The sequence below is a fragment of the Sphaerisporangium melleum genome, from assembly GCF_014646695.1.
In the GTDB taxonomy this organism is placed as follows: Bacteria; Actinomycetota; Actinomycetes; order Streptosporangiales; family Streptosporangiaceae; genus Sphaerisporangium; species Sphaerisporangium melleum.
Map to the genome: position 1 here is coordinate 86652 of NZ_BMNT01000008.1, position 18894 is coordinate 105545.

The window sequence follows — 18894 nt, forward strand, 5'->3', positions numbered from 1 at the left end:
CCACGAACCGGGCCGCCGGCCGCGGCGGAGCGCGAGCGGCCGGCGTGCGGTGCGTGGGGCCCCGAGCGTGTGAGCGGGCGGCGTCACAGGCCGCGGAACAGGGCCTCCCAGCGGGGCATCACGATCTCGGGAGAGTAGTCCTGGACGGCGAGCCGGGCGGCGGTGGACATGCGGCGGCGCAGGGCGGTGTCGGTGATCAGGCGGTCCAGGGCCGCGGCGAGCCCGGCCACGTCCTCGCGCCCGGCCAGCAACCCGTCCACTCCATGGGTGATCACATCGGCCGGGCCGGTCGGGCAGTCGAACGCGACCACCGGAAGGGCGTGAGCCATGGCCTCGATCATCACCATCGGCAGGCCCTCGAACCGCGAGCTGAGCGCGAAGATCGACGCCTCGGACAGCGCCTCGTCGAACCCTGTGCTGTGGCCCATCAGCGTCACGACGTCCTGCAGGCCATGTGCGCTGATCAACCCGGCCAGTTCGGCTTTCTTCGGGCCGGTGCCGTAGATGCGCAGCCGCCAGTCCGGGTGGCGCCGCGCCACCTCGGCGAACGCCGGGACGAGCAGGTCGAAGCCCTTCTGCCGCACCAGCCGCCCGGCGGCGACCACGATCGGGTTCTCCTGCCGGGAAGGCTCCCGGCCGCGTACGTCCACGGCGTTCGGGATGCGCACCACCGGCACGCCGGGCAGCAGCCGCTCGTACGCGCGCCGGTCGGTCTCGGTGAGCACGACGACGGCGTCGAAGGCGTGGTAGTGCCGTGCGATCTCCCGGCGGACCGTATCGCGGTGGGTCGCGAGGTTCATGTGCTCCTGGGCGACCTTGCGCACGCCGGGGGCGGCGCGGCGGGCGGCGATGAGGTTCAGCGCGGGGCGGGTGGTCACCAGGACACCGCCGTCCAGGGCCGCGACGTGGTCGATGACGGCCTTCTCCACCCGTTCGGTGAAATAGGAGGCGGCGAACTCGCCGAGCGGGACGATCTTCCCGCGCATCCGGCGCCAGGCCCGGCGGGGCAGCGAGTCGGCCGGCACGCCCGAGCGCTGGTCGTTCAGGGTCAGCAACTCCACCCGTGGGTCCAGCGGGAATCTCGGCTCGTCCTTGCGGCGGACGACGCTGGCGATGGAGACCTCGTGGCCCGCGGCGGCCATGGCATTGGCCTGGTTGAAGACGGTGCGAATGGTGCCGCCGACGCCGTAGGCGTGCAGGAGCAGGTACTGGATCCTCAGGCGCGCCTCCCCCGGCGTGGCAGGGCGGGCGAGCGGGGGCACGGGCGGCCTCACGCGGGCTCCGCCGAGTCCGGGAGATAGCCCCATTCGCGGCAGATCGGAACCAGCACCTCGGGGATCTCCTCGGGCGCCGGGAGGGCGCGCCCCGGCTGGACGGCCCCGCTCTGGATCTTGTCCTTCCAGTCGCCGAGGCCCTTGCGCAGCACCTCCTGCGGCCCGTAGGTCAGCATGCCCGGCTCCCAGGGGACGTCGAGCGCGGCGCACAGACGCCGCAACTCTCCCTCGGGATCGCCGGTCAGCCGCTCATAGCGCAGGGTGGGACGCCCGGGCAGGGCCTCTCTGGCCCGCTGGACGGCCTTCATGTAGCGCAGGGCGTCCAGCGCCGCCTCCTCCGGCGTCCGTTTGCCGGGGCTCGCCTCGTGCCAGGACCGGGCGATGGACGCGGGGTGGCGCAGCAGGAAGACGAACCGCGCGTCCGGCCAGCAGGTGGCGATGCGCTGGAACGCGAAGGCGTTGGCGGGGGTCTTGTCCACCACGAATCGCTTGCCGCTGCGCACCAGTTCCCGGTGCAGTACCCGATCCCAGAGGAGGTGTTCGAGATCGGCCTGATTGTGGCCGAGCGCCTCCATCGCCTCCCGCGCGAGCGAGGTGCCGAAACCGACGGTCAGCCGCCGTACGTGCAATTCGTGGGGAGCGTGCAGCATGGAATGCGCATTGAGCGTCGCCCGCAGCAATGTCGATCCGGATCTGACCGGCGAGAGGATGAAGATCGGGGCCACCAGCAGCCGGTCCGCCGGGTCCGCAGGCGCTCTGACCAGCCGCCTGTCACCGGCGGACGCGGATGCGCCGCCGCCCGGACCAGACCCTTTCTTCGCTTTCCCGACTCTCTTGATCTGAAATCCCGCATATTTGGTCAGCGCATGATTGACTTTGCCGTGCCATGTCATGTCGTGGCAGGCTACCCACGCTTCCTGGCAGTTCACTGAGAGTTCACCGACAGATATCCGTGCGTCCGTCGAAAGCCCGCAGAAATCGCGGAATCGGTGCGAATTTCGGCGACAGAACGCCCGCCCTCCCCGGTGAGCGAACACGCGTGACGCCCTCGCGAGCAGGAGGCCGTGGGGCCGGTGCGCATACCCGGAACCGGTATCGCGGTGCGGCGCGGCCGCCCTGCCTCCGACAGGGCCCATGGAGCCCCTCTGACCTGCGCGGATAGAGTGAAGTCCGTATGCCTTCGCCGCGCCTTGCCGGGACGGAGGCCGTCCAGCGCCAAGGGAGCGGGTTGACGCTCGAGAACCACCGCCACCTCTCCGGTGTCCCGTCGCCCGGTCCGGAGCGGGACGCCGTCATCGGCGCTGCGCTCAGCCGGGCGGTGCGGCGCACCGGCGCCTACTGCGGCGCGGTCTACCTGCTCACCGAGGACGGGACGCACCTGGCGGCGACCGTGCTGTGCGGGTCGCCTCCGGCCGTCTTCGCCATGCCCGATCGCATGCCGGTGGACGGCCCCTACGCCAGTTCACTGGCCTTCCGCCTGCTGGAGCCGGTGAACTCGGGAGACCCGGAGGCCAGCCACCCCGGCGTACAGATCGTGCCGCTGATCCCGTTCCCGTACTCGACCGTCGCCGTGCCGCTGTCCACCTCGGAGGGCCGCTACGGAACGCTCACCCTCGTCTGGGTGCCGCCGCGGCGGCGACGGCTGCCGGAGGAGGACATGCGGCGCCTGACCTGCATCGCCGGCGGCCTGGCGGGCGAGCTGGCCGGCTTCGCGGCTCGCGGCGCCCCGCTCACCGCACCCCGCGCGCCCGTGATCGTGCCGATCTACGACAGCGCCGGCCGGGAGCCGGGCTGGGGCCTGCCCGAGGTGCCCGGGTCGTACGGCACGTCGCTCATGTACCAGGTGTACAAGCTGACCCGGGCGCTCAACGAGGCCAGCAGCCTGCGGGAGATCGTCGAGGTCGCCGGGCAGCGGATGCTGGTGCCGTTCGGCGCCCGCTGCCTCACCCTGGCCACTCTCAGAGAGGGACGGCTGCGCATCGACGGGCACGCCGGCAGCCTGCCCGGGCTGAACGACGAGATACAGGACCTCCGGCTGCCCGACTCCAGTCCCTGTACGGACGTGATCCGCACGGGTACCCCGCTGTTCCTCACCGATCCGGAGGAGCTGTCGTCCTATTCGCACGGCACGGCCCCCGGCGCGCAGGCTCTCGCCGTGCTGCCGGTCGGGTCGCGCGCCGCGCCGGTCGGCGCCTGCGTCCTCGGCTTCTCGGAGCCGCGGCGGTTCAACGCCGAGGAGCGGTCCGTCCTGGTGATGATGAGCGACCAGATCGGCCTGGCGGTGGAGCGGGCGCAGCGCGGCGAGAACGAACGGGCTCTCGCCCAGGGCCTGCAGAAGAGACTGCTTCCGCGAACCCTGGGGGAACTGCCGCAGGTGGTCACCACCGCTCGCTACCTCTGCGCGCCCACCGCCACCGGAATGGGCGGCGACTGGTACGACGCGGTCTGCCTGCCCGGTGACCGCATCGGCCTGGTGGTGGGGGACGTCGAAGGCCACGACATCGACAGCGCGGTGGTCATGGGGCAGTTGCGCAGCGCCCTGCGCGCCTACGCCGCCGAGGGGCACGACCCGGCCGGCGTGCTCGCCCGCTCCAGCGACCTGCTCGCCGACCTCGACACCGACCTGCTCGCCACCTGCTGCTTCGTGCGCATCGACCCGCAGACCGGGAGCGCCGAGGTGGCGCTCGCCGGCCATCCGGTCCCACTGGTGCGCGAGCCGGACGGCACGATCACCGTGCCCGACGTCCCGGCGAACGTGCCGCTGGGCGTGCCGATGAACGGCGCGTACCGCACGGCCGAGATCGTCCTGCGCCAGGGCGCGCTGCTCATGCTCTACACCGACGGGCTCGCCCGTCCGGCGAACGGCGACCCGGTGATGAGCGCCCACGCGCTGCTGGGGTCGGTCGAGCAGGGCGAGACGTCCCTGGAGCGCATCGCCGACCGGGTCATCGCCGTCGCCCCCGACCACGAGACGCGCCGCGACGACATCGCCGTCCTGCTGGCCCGGTACGAGGGATATCCGAGCGGCGAGCGCTGCCGTATCGACCGCATGGCCATCCAGCGGCACGACCTGCAGGGAGTGCGGGCGGCCCGCAGGTTCGTGCGGCGCCACCTGCGCGAGTGGGGCCTGGAGGAGCTGGCCGACGACCTGGAAGTGATGGCCTCCGAGGTGGTCACCAACGCGCTCACCCACGCCGACAGCGACGTGGAGGTCCGGCTGCGCGAATATCCCGACCGCATCCACCTGGAGGTCAGGGACACCGACCCCAACCCGGCGGTCCCCGAGCCGATCGTCCTGTCCGAGGAGGCCAACGCCGTCGCCGAGCACGGCCGCGGCCTGATCATCGTCAGCGGGCTGGCCGCGACGTGGGGCAACTCGCCGAGCGGCCGGGGCAAGACCGTCTGGCTCGACATCTTCACCACCTGAGCCGGCCACTTGGGCCATGGGACATGAGAGATCGGGTCACCGCTTTTCCCTCCTCGGCGCGGTCCTCGGACGAGGCCCGGCCGAAACCGATGCCGGCCGGGGTGGTCACCTGGCGGAAGTGATCGTTTTGTGCTCGCCTGGAAGGGGCAGACGTCCGCTGGAGGTGGCCGGTGCCCATGGACCTTCGCCCCGACGCGGTGCTGTTCGACCGAGACGGCACGCTGGTCGAGGACGTCCCGTACAACGCCGACCCCGGTCTGGTGCGCCCGATGCCGGGGGCGCGTGCCGCGCTGGACCGGCTGCGCGAGGCGGGGCTGGCCCTCGGCGTGGTCACCAACCAGGCGGGGGTGGCCAGGGGACTGATCGGCGCGGAGGCGTTGCGCCGGGTGAACGCCCGGGTGGAGGAGCTGCTCGGCCCGTTCGGCGTCTGGGCGGTGTGCCCGCACGACGACGGCGACGGGTGCGACTGCCGCAAGCCCCGGCCCGGCCTGATCATCCGGGCGGCCGGCGCGCTCGGCGTGGCCCCCGCCGCGTGCGTGGTGGTTGGCGACATCGGCCGTGACGTGGCCGCCGCTCGCGCGGCCGGGGCGAGGGCCATCCTGGTCCCCACCCCGGTGACGCTTCCGGAGGAGGTCGCCGCCGCACCCGAGGTCGCCCGGGACCTCGCCGACGCCGTCCGCCGCATCCTGGCGCCTGCGCCGAGCCCGCGATGAGGACGCGTCCGCGCGGCCCGGACCTCAGGTGTGCTCCGGAACGCCGGCCGGCGGGGCGGCGAACGCCGTCAGTCGGCGAGGAACAGGCAGAAAGGGTGGCCGGCGGGATCGAGGTACACCCGCACGTCGTCCTGCGGCTGGAAGCCGGCGAGGGTCGCGCCCGCGGCGGCGGCGTGTGCTCCGGCGGCGTCCAGGTCGTCGACCTCGATGTCCAGGTGGATCATCATCTGCTGGTCTCCCGGCCCGGCCGGCCAGGTGGGACGGACGTAGACGGCCTCGGTCTGGAAGGACAGGCCGGGACCGCCACCGGGCGGGACGAGCTTCACCCAGTCGGGCTCGTCCTGTGTGACATCCCAGCCGAGGAGCCTGCGATAGAAGGCGGCCAGCTCGCGGGCGTCGGGCGCGCCGAGCACGATGCCCGACAACGACATGCGCGGCAGGTCCGTCATCCCGGCCTCCTCGGGGGCGTGATCACTGGCGACCCTACCGCTTCGGCCGGCCACCTACGGCGGCCCGAGCGCGTGGCGGCGATCGGTACGGGCGCGGCGGTCGCCGGTGGGACGGCCGTGGGCGGATGACCATGGGAAAGATCCGGCGATGACCCCCGATCTAGATGAATGTTTCATCGACCTCCGTGTTCCACGGCCGGAGCGAGGTGCGGGTTTGCCGAGGTCATTGTGCGTATGTACGCGGAGGTCGATGGCACAGGCTGGCGTGCCGGGGGAGGCGTCGCGCAATGTGCTGTACATCCTGTCGAAACACTCAGACGATGGGAGCGCTCCCACCGCCGACGTCGTGCTGGGTGCTGCTTGGCCGCCTCAAGAAGGCGGCGACCCCATCAGTTTCATGAGGGAGAAGAAACAGACAATGGGCCCCCGAAAGAGTTACTGGCGACGAGGACTGACGGCGGTGACAGCCCTTGTGCTCACCGGCATCGGCCTCGCCGCCGGACAGACCTCGGCCAACGCCGCGGTCGCCTGTGATGTCACCTATACCAAGTCCTGGGAAGGTGGCGGCGGGTTCGGCGCCAACATCACCGTCAAGAACCTCGGTGACGCGCTGAGCAACTGGACGCTGACCTTCGCCTTCCCCAACGGTCAGCGGGTGTCCAACGGCTGGAGCGGCCAGTGGTCGCAGTCGGGCTCCAACGTCTCCGTGCGGAACGAGTCCTACAACGGCAGCCAGGGCTCCGGTGCCTCGTGGACCCTCGGGTTCAACGGCACCTTCAGCGGCTCGAACGCCAGCCCGACCAGCTTCGCCATCAACGGCACGACCTGCAACGGCGGCTCCAACCCCTCGCCGAGTCCCTCCCCCTCGCCGAGCCCCTCGCCGTCCCCGTCGCCGTCCCCCTCGCCGGGGCAGCAGGCGCTGGTCGTCAGCCCCACCTCGGTGACCGTTCCCGAGGGCAGCACCGCCACCTACGGCGTGCGCCTGGCGCGGCAGCCCAGCTCGAACGTGACGGTCACCTCGACCGCGGGCTCGGGCGACAGCGACATCACCGTGACCGGCGGGTCCAGCCTGACCTTCACCTCGTCGAACTGGAACACGGCGCAGAACGTGACCCTGTCGGCCCGTGAGGACAGCGACACGACCAGCGGCACGCGGTCGATCTCCGTCGCATCCTCCGGTCTCACGTCGGTCAACGTGACCGCGACCGAGGCCGACAACGACGGCGGCACCAACCCCGGGCACGTCGACAACCCGTACGCGGGTGCGACCGGCTACGTGAACAGCGACTGGTCGACCCAGGCCGCGGCAGAGCCGGGCGGCTCCGCCGTCGCCAACGTCTCGACCGGCGTGTGGATCGACCGCATCGCGGCCATCGAGGGCTCCTCCAGCGCCAAGGGCGTGCGCGCGCACCTCGACGCGGCCGTGCAGCAGGACGCCGCCAACGGCAGCACCCCGCTGACGATCCAGTTCGTCATCTACAACCTGCCGAACCGCGACTGCTCCGCTCTCGCCTCCAACGGTGAGCTGAAGATCTCGGAGAACGGTCTCGCCCGGTACAAGACCGAGTACATCGACCCGATCGCCGCCATCCTGGGCGACTCGAAGTACTCCAACCTGCGCATCGTGACGATCGTTGAGATCGACTCGCTGCCCAACCTGGTGACCAACACCAACCTGGCGGCGTGCGCTGAGGCCAAGTCCAGCGGCGCCTACGTCGACGGCGTGCGGTACGCGCTGAACAAGCTGCACGCGATCCAGAACGTCTACACCTACGTCGACGCCGGGCACCACGGCTGGCTCGGCTGGGACAGCAACTTCCGTCCCTCCGCCCAGCTCTTCGCCGAGACCGTGCGCGGCACCACCGCCGGCTTCGCCAGCGTGGACGGCTTCATCACCAACACCGCCAACTACTCCGCGCTGCAGGAGCCGCACTTCACCATCAACACCCAGGTGAACGGCCAGTCGGTGCGTCAGTCCAAGTGGGTGGACTGGAACTACTACGTCGATGAGCTCGGCTACGCCCAGGCGTTCCGCCAGGAACTGGTCTCGCAGGGCTTCAACTCCAACATCGGCATGCTGATCGACACCTCGCGCAACGGCTGGGGCGGCTCCGCCAGGCCGGCCGCGCCCAGCACCAGCACCAACGTCGACACCTTCGTGAACGACTCCCGGGTCGACCGTCGTATCCACGCCGGCAACTGGTGCAACCAGAGCGGTGCGGGCATGGGCGAGCGGCCGCGGGCGAACCCCGCGACCGGTCTGGACGCCTACGTCTGGATCAAGCCGCCGGGCGAGTCGGACGGCGCCAGCGAGGAGATCCCGAACAACGAGGGCAAGGGCTTCGACCGGATGTGCGACCCGACCTACACCGGTAACGACCGCAACGGTAACAACCGGACCGGCGCTCTCCCGAACGCCCCGATCTCCGGCAAGTGGTTCTCGGCGCAGTTCCGCCAGCTGCTCGCCAACGCCTACCCGCCGATCAACTGATCGCATGATCACCTGATCGGGTCCGCCTGATCAGGTGATCACCCAAGACCGCGGACCCTGCCCAGGCTCACGACAGCCGGGGCGGGGCCCGCAACCAACACCGCACGACCAAGTGGTCCCGCACTCCGGACAGGGGGTCCCCCGGAGGGCGGGACCACTGGCGTTCCGGCCCTCGTCCAGCCGCCTCTCGGGCTGCGCATCGCCGGTCTCGGCCCTCTCTGGTGCGCCCGCGGGCCCGGCGTCCGGGCTCATGACCGTCGTGTCAGCATGCCGTGCGGGTCCAGGACGAACTTGCGCGCCGCGCCCCTGTCGAAGTCGGCGTACCCCTGCGGGGCCTGGTCGAGCGGGATGGGCGTCGCGTTGACCGCGTCGGCGATCCGTACCCGGTCGTGCAGGATCGCCATCATGAGTTGCCGGTTGTACCGCATCACCGGGCACTGGCCGGTGAAGAACGCGTGCGACTTGGCCCAGCCGAGACCCAGCCGCAGCGACAGCGCTCCCTGGCGGGCCGCCTCGTCCGCGGCCCCCGGGTCGCCGGTGACGTAGAGACCGGGGATGCCGATGGAGCCGCCCGCCCGGGTGAGGTCCATCAGGCTGTTCAGCACGGTCGCCGGGCGTTCGGTCGCGGCCTCGGCGCCGTGCCCGTGGGCCTCGAAACCGACCGCGTCCACGGCGCAGTCCACCTCCGGGAAACCCAGGAGCTGCTCGATCTGGTCCTTCGGCTCGCCTTGCGACACATCGACCGTCTCGCAGCCGAAGCCGCGCGCCTGCGCCAGACGGTCTCCGTTCAGGTCGCCGACGATCACCACGGCGGCGCCCAGCAGGAACGCCGAGGCCGCGGCGGCCAGGCCCACCGGGCCCGCCCCGGCGATGTAGACGACCGAGCCGGGCCCCACTCCGGCGGTGACGCAGCCGTGGTAGCCGGTGGGGAAGATGTCGGCCAGCATGGCCAGGTCGAGGATCTTCTCCATCGCCTGGTCCCTGTCGGGGAAGCGGAGCAGGTTCCAGTCGGCGTAGGGCACCAGCACGTACTCCGCCTGCCCGCCCACCCAGCCGCCCATGTCGACGTATCCGTAGGCCGCGCCGGGCCGGTCGGGGTTGACGTTCTCGCAGATGCCGGTCCGGCCGGCCTTGCAGTTGCGGCACCGGCCGCAGGAGATGTTGAACGGGACCGACACCAGGTCGCCGGTCCTGACGAACTCGACGTCCGGGCCGGTCTCCACGACCTCGCCGGTGATCTCGTGTCCGAGGACGAGCCCGGGGGGCGCCGTGGTGCGTCCCCGGACCATGTGCTGGTCGCTGCCGCAGATGTTGGTCGCGATGGCCTTCACGATCGCGCCGTGCCGGACCTTGCGGCCGATGTTGGCCGGGTTGACGCCCGGCCCGTCCTTCAGCTCGAACTCGGGGTAGTCGGTGTCCCGCACCTCGACCCTGCCGGGCCCTAGGTAGGCCACGGCCTTGTTACCGGGCATCTCGCTCGCCTCCTCACCCGGGGCGCGACCGGGAGCGCCCACGAGCCGGGTGGGGGACGGCGGCACGGGCGATGCCGTGGCCGCGTCCGGACGAGATCGGCCGCGGCCACGGCGAGGCAGGCAGCCGTCCCCCTGGAGCGTGGCGACGGCGGAGCCCGGCCTGAACGCGCTGTGCGCCACCCCGGCGGACGTCCGGGAACGGGGTCCGCCGTGGATGGCCGGTCGTCGCCCACCCCACGATGGTCGTCCTTCCCGCGCTGCGCTTGTTATATCCGCAGTTCATGGGCATAAATCAGGCTATCGGCGACGTTGGTTGTACTATTGAAAAGATTGTATCCGTACAACTAAGGGGCAGACGTGCCGGAGCTCAGCCGCCGCAGGCGGATACTCGTCCTGATCATCTGCTGCATGAGCCTGTTCCTCGTCGGGATCGACAACACCATCGTGAACGTCGCCCTCCCCGCGATCGCACGTGACCTGCGCGCGCCGGTGTCGGGCATGCAGTGGACCATCGACTCCTACACCCTCGTGCTGGCCGGCCTCCTGCTCCTGGCCGGCTCCACCGGCGACCGCATCGGCCGCCGGCGCACGTTCCAGATCGGCCTGGTGGTGTTCGCGGCGGGTTCGGCCCTGTGCGGCCTCGCCCCCGGCCTCGGCTGGCTGGTGGCCTTCCGCGTGCTGCAGGCCATCGGCGGCTCGATGCTCAACCCCGTGGCCATGTCGATCATCACCAACACCTTCACCGACCGCAGAGAACGCGCCCGCGCCATCGGCGTGTGGGGCGGTGTGGTCGGCATCAGCATCGGCCTCGGCCCGCTCGTCGGCGGCGCGCTCATCGACTCGGTGGGCTGGCGCGCCATCTTCTGGATCAACGTGCCGGTCGCGCTGGCCGCGCTGGTGCTCACCGCCCTGTTCGTGCCCGAGTCCCGTGCGGCCCGCCCACGCCGCCTCGACCCGGTGGGGCAGGTGCTGGTCATCGTCACCCTGGCCTCGCTCACGTTCGCCATCATCGAGGCACCCGGCCTGGGAGTGCGCTCGCCGCTGATCGCCGGGATCGTGCTCACCGCCGCCGCGGGGTTCGCCGGGCTGATCGCCTACGAGCGCCGCCGTACGGAGCCCCTCATCGACCTGCGGTTCTTCCGCAGTGCCCCGTTCTCCGGCGCGTCGGTCATCGCGGTGAGCGCGTTCGCGGCCTACGGCGGTTTCCTGTTCCTCAACACCCTGTACCTGCAGGACGTGCGCGGCCTCTCCCCGTTCCAGGCGGGGTTGTGCACACTGCCGATCGCGGTGCTGACCCTGGTCGGCGCGCCGCTGTCCGGCCGGCTGGTCGGCGAGCGCGGGCCACGGCCGTCCCTGATCATCGCCGGGGTGGCACTCACCGTGGGCGGCCTGATGCTCACCCGGCTCACTCCGGACACCTCGCTGCTGTGGGTCCTCGCGAGCTACACCGTCTTCGGCCTCGGCTCGGGCATGGTGAACGCCCCCATCACCAACACGGCCGTCTCCGGCATGCCGCTCTCCCAGGCCGGCGTCGCCGCGGCCGTCGCCTCCACCAGCCGGCAGGTCGGCCAGTCGCTCGGCGTCGCCGTGGCCGGTTCGGTGCTCGCCACCGGGCTGTCCGGATCGCTGCGCGAGAGCTTCGCCACGGCCGGTCGAGCGGGCTGGTGGATCATCGCCGGGTACGGGACGCTCGTGCTCGTCCTGGGTATCATCACCACGGGCAGATGGGCGAAGGGCACCGCGGAGCGGACCGCGGCGCACCTCTCCGTCGACGACACGAGGATCCCGGTCACGCAATGAGCCACGACCCCCAGATGGCCGCCCGTGTCTGGCGAGGCCTGCGCACACTCGTGCTTGAGCGGTACGACCGCCGCAAGGAGGTCACCGCCGCCCTCGACATGAGCTTCATCCGGGCCAAGGCGCTGCGCCACCTGGCCGCGGCGCCCATGACCATGCGGCAGCTGGCGGCCGTGCTGGCCACCGACGCCCCGTACACCACGCTCGTGGTCGACGACCTCGTCCGCCGCGGCCTCGTCGTGCGCGACGTCCACCCCGACGACCGCCGTCAGAAGATCGTGACGGCCACCCCCGAGGGCGAGAAGACCGCCGAGATCGCCGAGCGCATCCTCGGCGAGCCCCCGCCGCCCCTGCTCGACCTCGACCCCGCCGACCTCGCCACCCTCGACCGCATCCTCGCCACCCTCGTGAAATGATCCCCGCCACGAGGCGCGGGGGCGCGGCGAGCGTCCACCCCAAACTGCCCGGCAACCGTGACGACAACCCGTACAGGGGCTACCAGCGCACTCATCGCACCGGGCGGCCATCGCGATGGCACCAAGGCAGTCCTTGACTACCCCGCCGTCGTGCCCTAGATGCTCGACGAGCCAGGAACTGCACGCCCCGTCTGCTTCCAGGCGGTTCAGATCGCTTAGCGTCCGCGCACGTCCGATCTGATGATTGCGTGTGTGGCCGTCATAACCGATCGCGAGCGAAGACATAGCCAATGTGGTGGATGATTGGCCGCGCTCGAATGCTCTTCGTCACGCTTGTGTCTCGTTCCGATGGCCTTCGGGTAGGGCTGACGAGCATGCTCGGATCACGGGATATTCGCGGCCAGGGTCATTGTTATTTGGCTCGCCCTTGCATGAGATCGGCGATGAACCGATCGAACTTTTCGTGTTCGCTTTGCTCGCGCTGGACCTCGACCTGCAGTCGTTCTTTAATCGGCCTGACATCTTGCTGATCAAGAGCTCTGTAAATTGTGTCTCTTGCCAGACCGGTCAGTCGACTAATACGAAGAATATTTGTTCCGCCCTCTGAGTATAGAGCTACGGCCAGCTCTTTTAGTCGCTTGGTGGAGGCCCCCGAGCTGCGCTCCTCTATTATCTCGGCTTCGAGTGCGGCTATTGCAGAATCACTCGATTCGTCGGTGCTGGTGGGGGGGCTGGGTACTGTCGTGCCGGCTAGATCTACCGTCTGAAAGAACGCCTGCGTCAAAAGCTTCTCTATGCTGACGCTCCCTCCTTTGAGAAAACTCGCCCCATCGGGGCCAAGCCAGTCGGCCAGGACGTAAAGGTATATTCTAAGCGCCTCTTCGGGGAGCTCGTGCACCCAAATCGTGGGCGCACTCCCATGAATATGGCGTCGAACCTCCCAAACCTGATGACGTTCGTCGTGGAGTCGGCTTGTTAAGCGGGGTACACTTCTTTTCTCCGGGGTGTAGATGTTGACTTGTTCAACTCTTTCTACGACGCTCTTTTCTTCTCGCTGGCAGGTGAGTACATGCAGTCCTACGCCCAGTGTGCCCTTTGGCTCCTTAAGCTCAAACTGTCTGAAATCGGTCCGTATGGCACGTTTAACTACAGCTTGGCTCTCAGGTGAGAGTTGTGTGAAGTTCGCCGCCGACTCAAGTCGGGCACGAGCAAGATCGATATGCATTCAGGAACTCTTCTCGTCGCCTTTTCCCGAGAGTTCGCACCCGGGTGTCGAAATCGTACATGTCGAATCCAGGCACATCAGAGCCGGGGAGGCGCATCTTTTGACTTGCGGATGAACTCAACCCATCCGAGTGGTATGCGTACTCAACCATCCCGTCGCCCGGCGACTGACTGATCAAAGTGCCCTGGGGGGTTAGCGGCTAGAGTTCTGCTCGTTGGCGAGATGCACCTACCTGCAAGGGAGGTGAACAATGTCCGAAATGAACGATTGGCGCATCGTCGTGATTCGCGAGGTATCGCGGACGGTGCGGGACACGATTCGAAGCACGCCCCGCACCGTCCGTCTCTGCGTCCTGCTGTTGGTGGCCTCAGCACTAGCGATGCTGCTGACCTCCGCATGCAAGGGCTAGCAGCAGCATAATCACTCGGGCGGGGAGACTGCGAGAGCCGTGAGTGGATTTTCTGCTCTGTTACATGAAGATCCATCTCGCGGTACCAGCCTCCCCGCTCAAGGCGAAACGGCGGTGGGGTCCCGTCTGCTGGGACGCCGCCGAGCAAGGGAGGCAACTACTGCTCCAAGAATGATGATTGCGCTGAAGTGCAACCGCTGGGCGCATCAGGAGCTGATGGTCGGCTGGTGGGCGAGTAGCACGCGGAACTCGGTGACCGAGGGCTGGCTCTGCCGGTCGCGTGGTACGGCCTGGCGCACCATACGGCCGGTTTCGATGATGTGTCGGCTGCGGTAGGCGGGTGAAAGGTAGTCGAGCGTCGTCATCGCGTGACGCATGCCCTCATTGATACCGCCTTGGACCACCATGCAGAGCGCCTCGTGGAGCTGCACGTTCGCCCGGTACTGGTAATCCCGCGTGATCTGCAGGACGCTCTCTCGGGCGGTGTCCGCCCTCGCCTCATGGCCCGTGGCGGCGTACACCCAACTGTCGGCGAAGTGGACCTGCGAAGGACTCCAGAAGCCGTAGCGGTCTGCGGCCACTCCCTTCTCCGCCAACGTGTGCAGAGTGTTCAATGCGGCGAGCGCCTCGTCATGCCGACCAAGCAGGGACAGGGCCTTTACTTCCGTGGTCAGGAAATCAACAGTCGATCCGCCGGCCAGGTGCTGGGCTTGGCGAACAAGATGGAGCACGGTTTCTGGAGCACGCTGTCCGTACAGACCATGTCCTGCTTCGTCTCCCCGTACCAGTAGCCGCAATCCCAGATCGCCGCTGGTGTCGGCGGATTGACGGGCTGTCCGCCACCAGCGGATCGCGGCTCCGTGGTCGCCAAGCCGAGTCAGAGCGCTCGCGTGGATGTCACCGAGCACAGCCATGACTCGGTGCAGGTCGGGGGCGACGGTGGGAGGTGCGGTGTCGATTTGGTGGCGTAGCGCGAGTAGGTCGACGAGTAGGTCGGTGGCCACCTGTACTGGAGGACGGGTACGCAGGGCGTGGAGGTGGTCGGCGCAGACGACTTCCCATTCTTCGATGGCGCGGTATTCCTGCCCCAAGGAGGCGTCGAGCAGTTGGCGTACGGGTTCGCCGGAGACCCCGATGGCGCCGACAGTGCTGAGTCCGGCGAGGAGTTGAAGGGCGGTCCGGCGTTCCATGTCATCGTCTCCATCGCGATGTCGGGGGGTTGCCGGAGACATACCCGCGCTAACCCGTTCCGATTCGGCGACGGCGTTAAGGCGCAGCAGCATGCCATAAAGGGCGGTCAGAATTCCCTGCGCGCCGTACACCTGGTCCAGGCGCTGGATCATGTCCGGTGGAGGTGTGCGTTCGCCGCGCTCCCATTTGGCGAGGTTGGAGAAGTCGATGTAAAGATCGGCTGCCGCTCTGCGCAGCGCAATTTTGCGTTCTCCTTCCCGGCAGCGGCGCATGACCGCGCCGAAAAGGTGCCAGAGGGAGGCGTGCGGGTCGATCGGGTCCGCGCTCATGACACCCCTCATGATTCTCGCGAGCGTGGTCCGGCGCGACCACTGCCCGCCCACTTCTTTGTCTGGGACCAGCGCCGATCACCCTAGATGATTGCACCGACACGTTCGGTGACGCTGGTGAACGGCGAGATCGGACGCAGTCGGGGCACCGTGCCGCGTGGCCCTTCGATTTCTCTCCCCGCACAAGAAGGACGAACGATTCGATGACCATTTTCGACCGGCGGACGGAGTCCACCGCCTTTCCCGCCACCCCGACCTCCGTGGGCGAGGCCCGGCACTGGCTGAGCAAGGCCCTCGCCGGTCATCCTCGCCGGGACGACGCGGTACTGCTGCTGTCGGAGGCCGTCACCAACTCCCTGGTACACACCGACTCCACCAGCATCGAGGTGAGTGTGCGGATCGAGGTGAACGGCGATGTGCGGATCGAGGTGATCGATCAGGGCGCGCAGACCACTCCCGCTCTTTCCTCTACTGGTAGCGACGACGAGCCCGCAACCTCCGGCCGCGGAATTCGGTTGGTACGCACCTTGTCCGTACGCTGGGGTTTCACGGAGGAGGGCTCTCGATGTGTCCTCTGGTTCCTGCTCTCCGCTCGTGACTGCGAGTCCGGTGCCCTCAAGGCGTCAGTTGACCAGGACGACCAACCCATGCAGCGGTCTGGGAACGCGTCCGGTGGCCGTTAGCCCGCCGGCGGGACGACGAGCCTGGAGCCCGTTCGCCGTGGCTGTCGTGGCAGATCTGCCGGAAGGTGCGTGGCAGATTTGCCGGACCGGGGTGGGCTCTCTCCCCGCGGTGGAGCCCTTTGAGCGATGGCGGCGGAGGTCAGTGGTCGCGGTGGGTGAGGAGGTGGGCCAGGGCGTGGAGTTCGGCGGCGGGGCGGGGTGCGGGGGTGGCGGCGGTGAGGTGGGCCAGGGCCTCACCCAGCAGCTCGTCGGCGTAGGCCTGCGCCCAGGCCCGGCCGCCGGCGGCCTCGACCAGGCCGGCGGCGTGGGCCAGCTCACCGGGGGACGGCGTCTGCTCGCGGCGGTAGAAGGCGGCCAGCTCGTCGCCGGCCGGGGTGCCGGAGGTCAGGGCGGCGACCACCGGGAGGGACTTCTTCCGGTTGCGCAGGTCGGAGTGGACCGGCTTGCCGGTCACCGCGGGGTCGCCCCAGATGCCGAGCAGGTCGTCCACCACCTGGAACGCCAGGCCGAGCCGGGCGCCGAACGCGCGCAGGCACTCGACCCGCTCGACACCGGCTCCGCCGGCCAGGCCGCCGAGCGCACAGGAGGTGGCCAGCAACGCGCCGGTCTTGCCCTCGGCCATGGCCACCACCTCGGGCAGAGTGACCTCCTCGCGGGTCTCGAAGGAGGTGTCGGCGCTCTGGCCCTCCACCAGGTCGAGCACCGCGGCGCTCAGCACCCGCGCGGCCTCTGGGGTACGGAGGGAGGAGGCGGTGGCGAGGACGTCGAAGGCCAGCGTCAGCAGGGCGTCTCCGGCGAGGATGGCCCCGCTGACCCCGAACACACTCCAGGCGGTGGGCCGATGGCGGCGGGTCGCGTCGCCGTCCATGACGTCGTCGTGCAGCAGAGAGAAGTTGTGCACCAGCTCGACCGCCACCGCGGCCGGGACGGCGTCCTCGGCCGAGCCCCCGGCCGCCTCGGCGGCGAGCAGCACCAGCGCGGGCCGGACGGCCTTCCCCGCCCCGCCCGACGCCGGCCGCCCGTGCTCGTCGAGCCAGCCGAAGTGGTAGCCGGCGATGCGCCGCATCGACGGCGGCAGGGTGTCGACCGCGGCCCGCATCGGTGGCCCGGTGAGGTCGCGGCTCCACGCGAGCACTTCAGCGGCCGTACGACCGCTGGTCACCGTCCTTGCCATGCGCCTGGCTCCTTCCCGACCTCGCCTTTGGTGCCGATCATGCGCATGACACCCCTTCCTGCCGTGGTTGTCCAGCGAGAGGCGGCGCCCCGGGGCCGTGCGCGCGGCCCCGGGGCGTCACCCGGTGTGTTCCTGAACGGCATGCCCGGTCGCACGTCACCGGCTGCCGATCTCGACGTCGGCCGCCGACCGCGGACGCCGGCGGCCGCTCAGGGCGTCGATGCCTGAGCGGTGTCGGCGGGCGGCCGCGACGTCGGGTGGCGAAGCTCGGCTCAGTGGCCGATCTCGACGTGCTCCAGCACGCCGAGCGCGTCCGGCACCAGAACGGCGGCCGAGTAGTAGACGCTGACCAGGTAGGAGATGATGGCCCGATCGTCGATGCCCATGAAGCGCACCGACAGGCTCGGCTCGTACTCGTCGGGCAGGCCGGTCTGGTGCAGGCCGATGACGCCCTGGTCGTCCTCCCCGACCCGCATCACCAAGATCGAGCTGGTGCGGGTCTTGGTGATGGGGATCTTGTTGCACGGCAGCAGCGGGACGCCGCGCCAGGCGGGGACGGTGTGGTCGAGCAACTGGACGGTGTCGGGGTAGATGCCGCGGCGGTTGCACTCGCGCCCGAACGCCGCGATCGTCTGCGGGTGGGCCAGGAAGAAGTGCGACTTCCTGCGGCGGCACAGCAGCTCGTCCAGGTCGTCGGGGGTGGGCGGGCCGGTGCGGGTCTGGATGCGCTGGCGCAGGTCGGTGTTGGCCAGCAGCCCGAACCCGGGGTTGTTGATCAGCTCGTGCTCCTGGCGCTCACGCAGCGCCTCGATGGTGAGGCGGAGCTGCTCCTGCGTCTGGTTCATCGGCTGGTTGTACAGGTCGGCGACCCGGGTGTGGATGCGCAGGACGGTCTGCGCCACGCTGAGCTCCAGCTCGCGCGGGTTGGCCTCGTAGTCCACGAACGTGGTCGACAGCGCGGGCTCGCCGGAGTGGCCCGAGGTGATCTCGATGGCGGCCTCGCCGTGCTTGTTGTGCGGGGGCCGCGGGTTGCGGCGCTGCTCCTCCACGTGCTCGCGCAGCACGGGGGCCTGGTCCATCAGCTCCAGGAACGCCTGGCGCGAGAGGGTGAGCGTGGTGGTGGGGGTGACCGCCCTGATCGTGTGCTCCCAGGGTGCCGGATCGGCGTCGGCCAGGGCGTGGTCGCCGTAGTACTCGCCGTCGGCCAGGACGGCCAGGGTGGTCTGCTCGCCGTACTCGCCGACGCCGATCTTGTTGACCTTGCCGTGCGCGATGAGGATCAGCCCGTCGGCGGCCTCGCCGAGCTGCGCGATGGTGTCGCCGGGCTCGTGCTGGTGCTGGGTGAAGCGGCCGGCCATGGCCTCAAGGATGCCGTCGTCGGGGAAGCTGCGCAGCAACGCGAGCTCGCGCAGCTCAGGGGGGACGACCCGTACGTCGTTGCCCTGGTTGGTGAAGCTCAGCCGCCCGTCCCCGATGGCGTAGGTGAGGCGGCGGTTGACGCGGTAGGCGCCGCCGGGGGTGTTGACCCAGGGCAGCATGCGCAGCAGCCACCGGGAGGAGATGTTCTGCATCTGCGGCTGCGACTTGGTGGTCGTCGCCAGGTTGCGCGCCGCCGCAGTGGCCAGGCTCTGCTGCGGCCTGCCGTTTTCCGTGCCTGTCGTCTCACTGGTCGTCTGGGTCACGACCGCACCACCAATCCCTATCGCATCGAACGAGGAACACGCTGAAAGCAGGAGCGAGATTTCCCGGATGGCTCCGGGTCGTGCGGTGCGCAGTGGAAGGGCTTGCCGGTCGCCCGGATCGTGCGGTTGGTACGGCGGTTGCGGGCGCCGTGGTGCGGCCGG

14 protein-coding genes are annotated in these 18894 nt (G+C 69.5%); 6 read left to right on the forward strand and 8 right to left on the reverse strand.

Annotation, left to right across the window (positions count from 1 at the left end; all coding sequences use genetic code 11):
* Positions 1 to 83 precede the first annotated feature (83 nt).
* Both IEY93_RS08940 and IEY93_RS08945 read right to left on the reverse strand, forming a co-directional pair.
* A complete protein-coding gene (locus IEY93_RS08940) occupies positions 84 to 1274 on the reverse strand; it encodes a glycosyltransferase family 4 protein (protein WP_229690993.1) in 1191 nt (396 codons plus the stop codon).
* Positions 1271 to 2410: a sulfotransferase family protein gene (locus tag IEY93_RS08945; RefSeq protein WP_307837596.1), complete on the reverse strand. Its 1140-nt coding sequence runs from the start codon at positions 2408 to 2410 to the stop codon at positions 1271 to 1273. The genes IEY93_RS08940 and IEY93_RS08945 overlap by 4 nt, the downstream gene beginning before the upstream one ends.
* A gap of 92 nt (positions 2411 to 2502) precedes the next feature.
* On the opposite strand from IEY93_RS08945, the gene IEY93_RS08950 reads away from it, so the two are divergent.
* Positions 2503 to 4701, forward strand: coding sequence for a SpoIIE family protein phosphatase (locus IEY93_RS08950; RefSeq protein WP_189162511.1), 2199 nt, complete (start codon positions 2503 to 2505; stop codon positions 4699 to 4701).
* A 176-nt stretch (positions 4702 to 4877) separates the two neighbouring features.
* Complete coding sequence (locus IEY93_RS08955; protein WP_189162512.1) at positions 4878 to 5414, forward strand: D-glycero-alpha-D-manno-heptose-1,7-bisphosphate 7-phosphatase; 537 nt, start codon at positions 4878 to 4880, stop codon at positions 5412 to 5414.
* Positions 5415 to 5482: 68 nt separating this feature from the next.
* On the opposite strand, the gene IEY93_RS08960 is transcribed toward IEY93_RS08955, so the two are convergent.
* Positions 5483 to 5863 carry a VOC family protein gene (locus IEY93_RS08960; protein ID WP_229690994.1) on the reverse strand — a complete coding sequence of 127 codons (381 nt, stop codon included), beginning with the start codon at positions 5861 to 5863 and terminating at the stop codon, positions 5483 to 5485.
* Positions 5864 to 6323: 460 nt separating this feature from the next.
* Between IEY93_RS08960 and IEY93_RS08965 the strand changes: the two genes are divergently transcribed.
* Positions 6324 to 8354 carry a glycoside hydrolase family 6 protein gene (locus tag IEY93_RS08965; protein ID WP_275412015.1) on the forward strand — a complete coding sequence of 677 codons (2031 nt, stop codon included), beginning with the start codon at positions 6324 to 6326 and terminating at the stop codon, positions 8352 to 8354.
* A gap of 248 nt (positions 8355 to 8602) precedes the next feature.
* Here the strand turns inward: IEY93_RS08965 and fdhA are convergent, their stop codons facing one another.
* On the reverse strand, positions 8603 to 9826 hold the full coding sequence (gene fdhA, locus IEY93_RS08970) for a formaldehyde dehydrogenase, glutathione-independent (RefSeq protein ID WP_189162514.1): 1224 nt from the start codon (positions 9824 to 9826) through the stop codon (positions 8603 to 8605).
* Positions 9827 to 10183: 357 nt separating this feature from the next.
* Between fdhA and IEY93_RS08975 the strand changes: the two genes are divergently transcribed.
* Together IEY93_RS08975 and IEY93_RS08980 are read left to right on the forward strand one after the other, a co-directional pair.
* Positions 10184 to 11626, forward strand: coding sequence for an MFS transporter (locus IEY93_RS08975; RefSeq protein WP_189162515.1), 1443 nt, complete (start codon positions 10184 to 10186; stop codon positions 11624 to 11626).
* Complete coding sequence (locus IEY93_RS08980; protein ID WP_189162516.1) at positions 11623 to 12039, forward strand: MarR family winged helix-turn-helix transcriptional regulator; 417 nt, start codon at positions 11623 to 11625, stop codon at positions 12037 to 12039. Before IEY93_RS08975 ends, IEY93_RS08980 begins: the two co-directional genes overlap by 4 nt.
* 412 nt (positions 12040 to 12451) lie before the next feature.
* On the opposite strand, the gene IEY93_RS08985 is transcribed toward IEY93_RS08980, so the two are convergent.
* Together IEY93_RS08985 and IEY93_RS08990 are read right to left on the reverse strand one after the other, a co-directional pair.
* Positions 12452 to 13264 (reverse strand): hypothetical protein, encoded by an 813-nt coding sequence (locus IEY93_RS08985; RefSeq protein WP_189162517.1) that lies wholly within the window; start codon positions 13262 to 13264, stop codon positions 12452 to 12454.
* 615 nt (positions 13265 to 13879) lie between these two features.
* The gene (locus IEY93_RS08990; RefSeq protein ID WP_189162518.1) at positions 13880 to 15193 is read right to left on the reverse strand and encodes a helix-turn-helix domain-containing protein; all 1314 of its coding nucleotides are present in this window, start codon (positions 15191 to 15193) and stop codon (positions 13880 to 13882) included.
* Positions 15194 to 15396: 203 nt separating this feature from the next.
* Here IEY93_RS08990 and IEY93_RS08995 point away from each other — a divergent pair, with 203 nt between their 5' ends.
* Complete coding sequence (locus IEY93_RS08995; protein WP_189162519.1) at positions 15397 to 15876, forward strand: ATP-binding protein; 480 nt, start codon at positions 15397 to 15399, stop codon at positions 15874 to 15876.
* A 139-nt stretch (positions 15877 to 16015) separates the two neighbouring features.
* On the opposite strand, the gene IEY93_RS09000 is transcribed toward IEY93_RS08995, so the two are convergent.
* A complete protein-coding gene (locus tag IEY93_RS09000; RefSeq protein WP_189162520.1) occupies positions 16016 to 17050 on the reverse strand; it encodes a family 2 encapsulin nanocompartment cargo protein polyprenyl transferase in 1035 nt (344 codons plus the stop codon).
* 272 nt (positions 17051 to 17322) lie between these two features.
* Positions 17323 to 18732 (reverse strand): family 2B encapsulin nanocompartment shell protein, encoded by a 1410-nt coding sequence (locus IEY93_RS09005; protein WP_229690995.1) that lies wholly within the window; start codon positions 18730 to 18732, stop codon positions 17323 to 17325.
* Positions 18733 to 18894: the final 162 nt, after the last annotated feature.

Coding starts and splice junctions, on each gene's coding strand:
- IEY93_RS08945 (WP_307837596.1), bottom strand. CDS start 2,410: ATGGGCCCTGTCGGAGGCAGGGCGGCCGCGCCGCACCGCGATACCGGT.
- IEY93_RS08955 (WP_189162512.1), top strand. CDS start 4,878: ATGGACCTTCGCCCCGACGCGGTGCTGTTCGACCGAGACGGCACGCTG.
- IEY93_RS08960 (WP_229690994.1), bottom strand. CDS start 5,863: ATGACGGACCTGCCGCGCATGTCGTTGTCGGGCATCGTGCTCGGCGCG.
- fdhA (WP_189162514.1), bottom strand. CDS start 9,826: ATGCCCGGTAACAAGGCCGTGGCCTACCTAGGGCCCGGCAGGGTCGAG.
- IEY93_RS08980 (WP_189162516.1), top strand. CDS start 11,623: ATGAGCCACGACCCCCAGATGGCCGCCCGTGTCTGGCGAGGCCTGCGC.
- IEY93_RS08985 (WP_189162517.1), bottom strand. CDS start 13,264: ATGCATATCGATCTTGCTCGTGCCCGACTTGAGTCGGCGGCGAACTTC.
- IEY93_RS08990 (WP_189162518.1), bottom strand. CDS start 15,193: ATGAGCGCGGACCCGATCGACCCGCACGCCTCCCTCTGGCACCTTTTC.
- IEY93_RS08995 (WP_189162519.1), top strand. CDS start 15,397: ATGACCATTTTCGACCGGCGGACGGAGTCCACCGCCTTTCCCGCCACC.
- IEY93_RS09000 (WP_189162520.1), bottom strand. CDS start 17,050: ATGGCAAGGACGGTGACCAGCGGTCGTACGGCCGCTGAAGTGCTCGCG.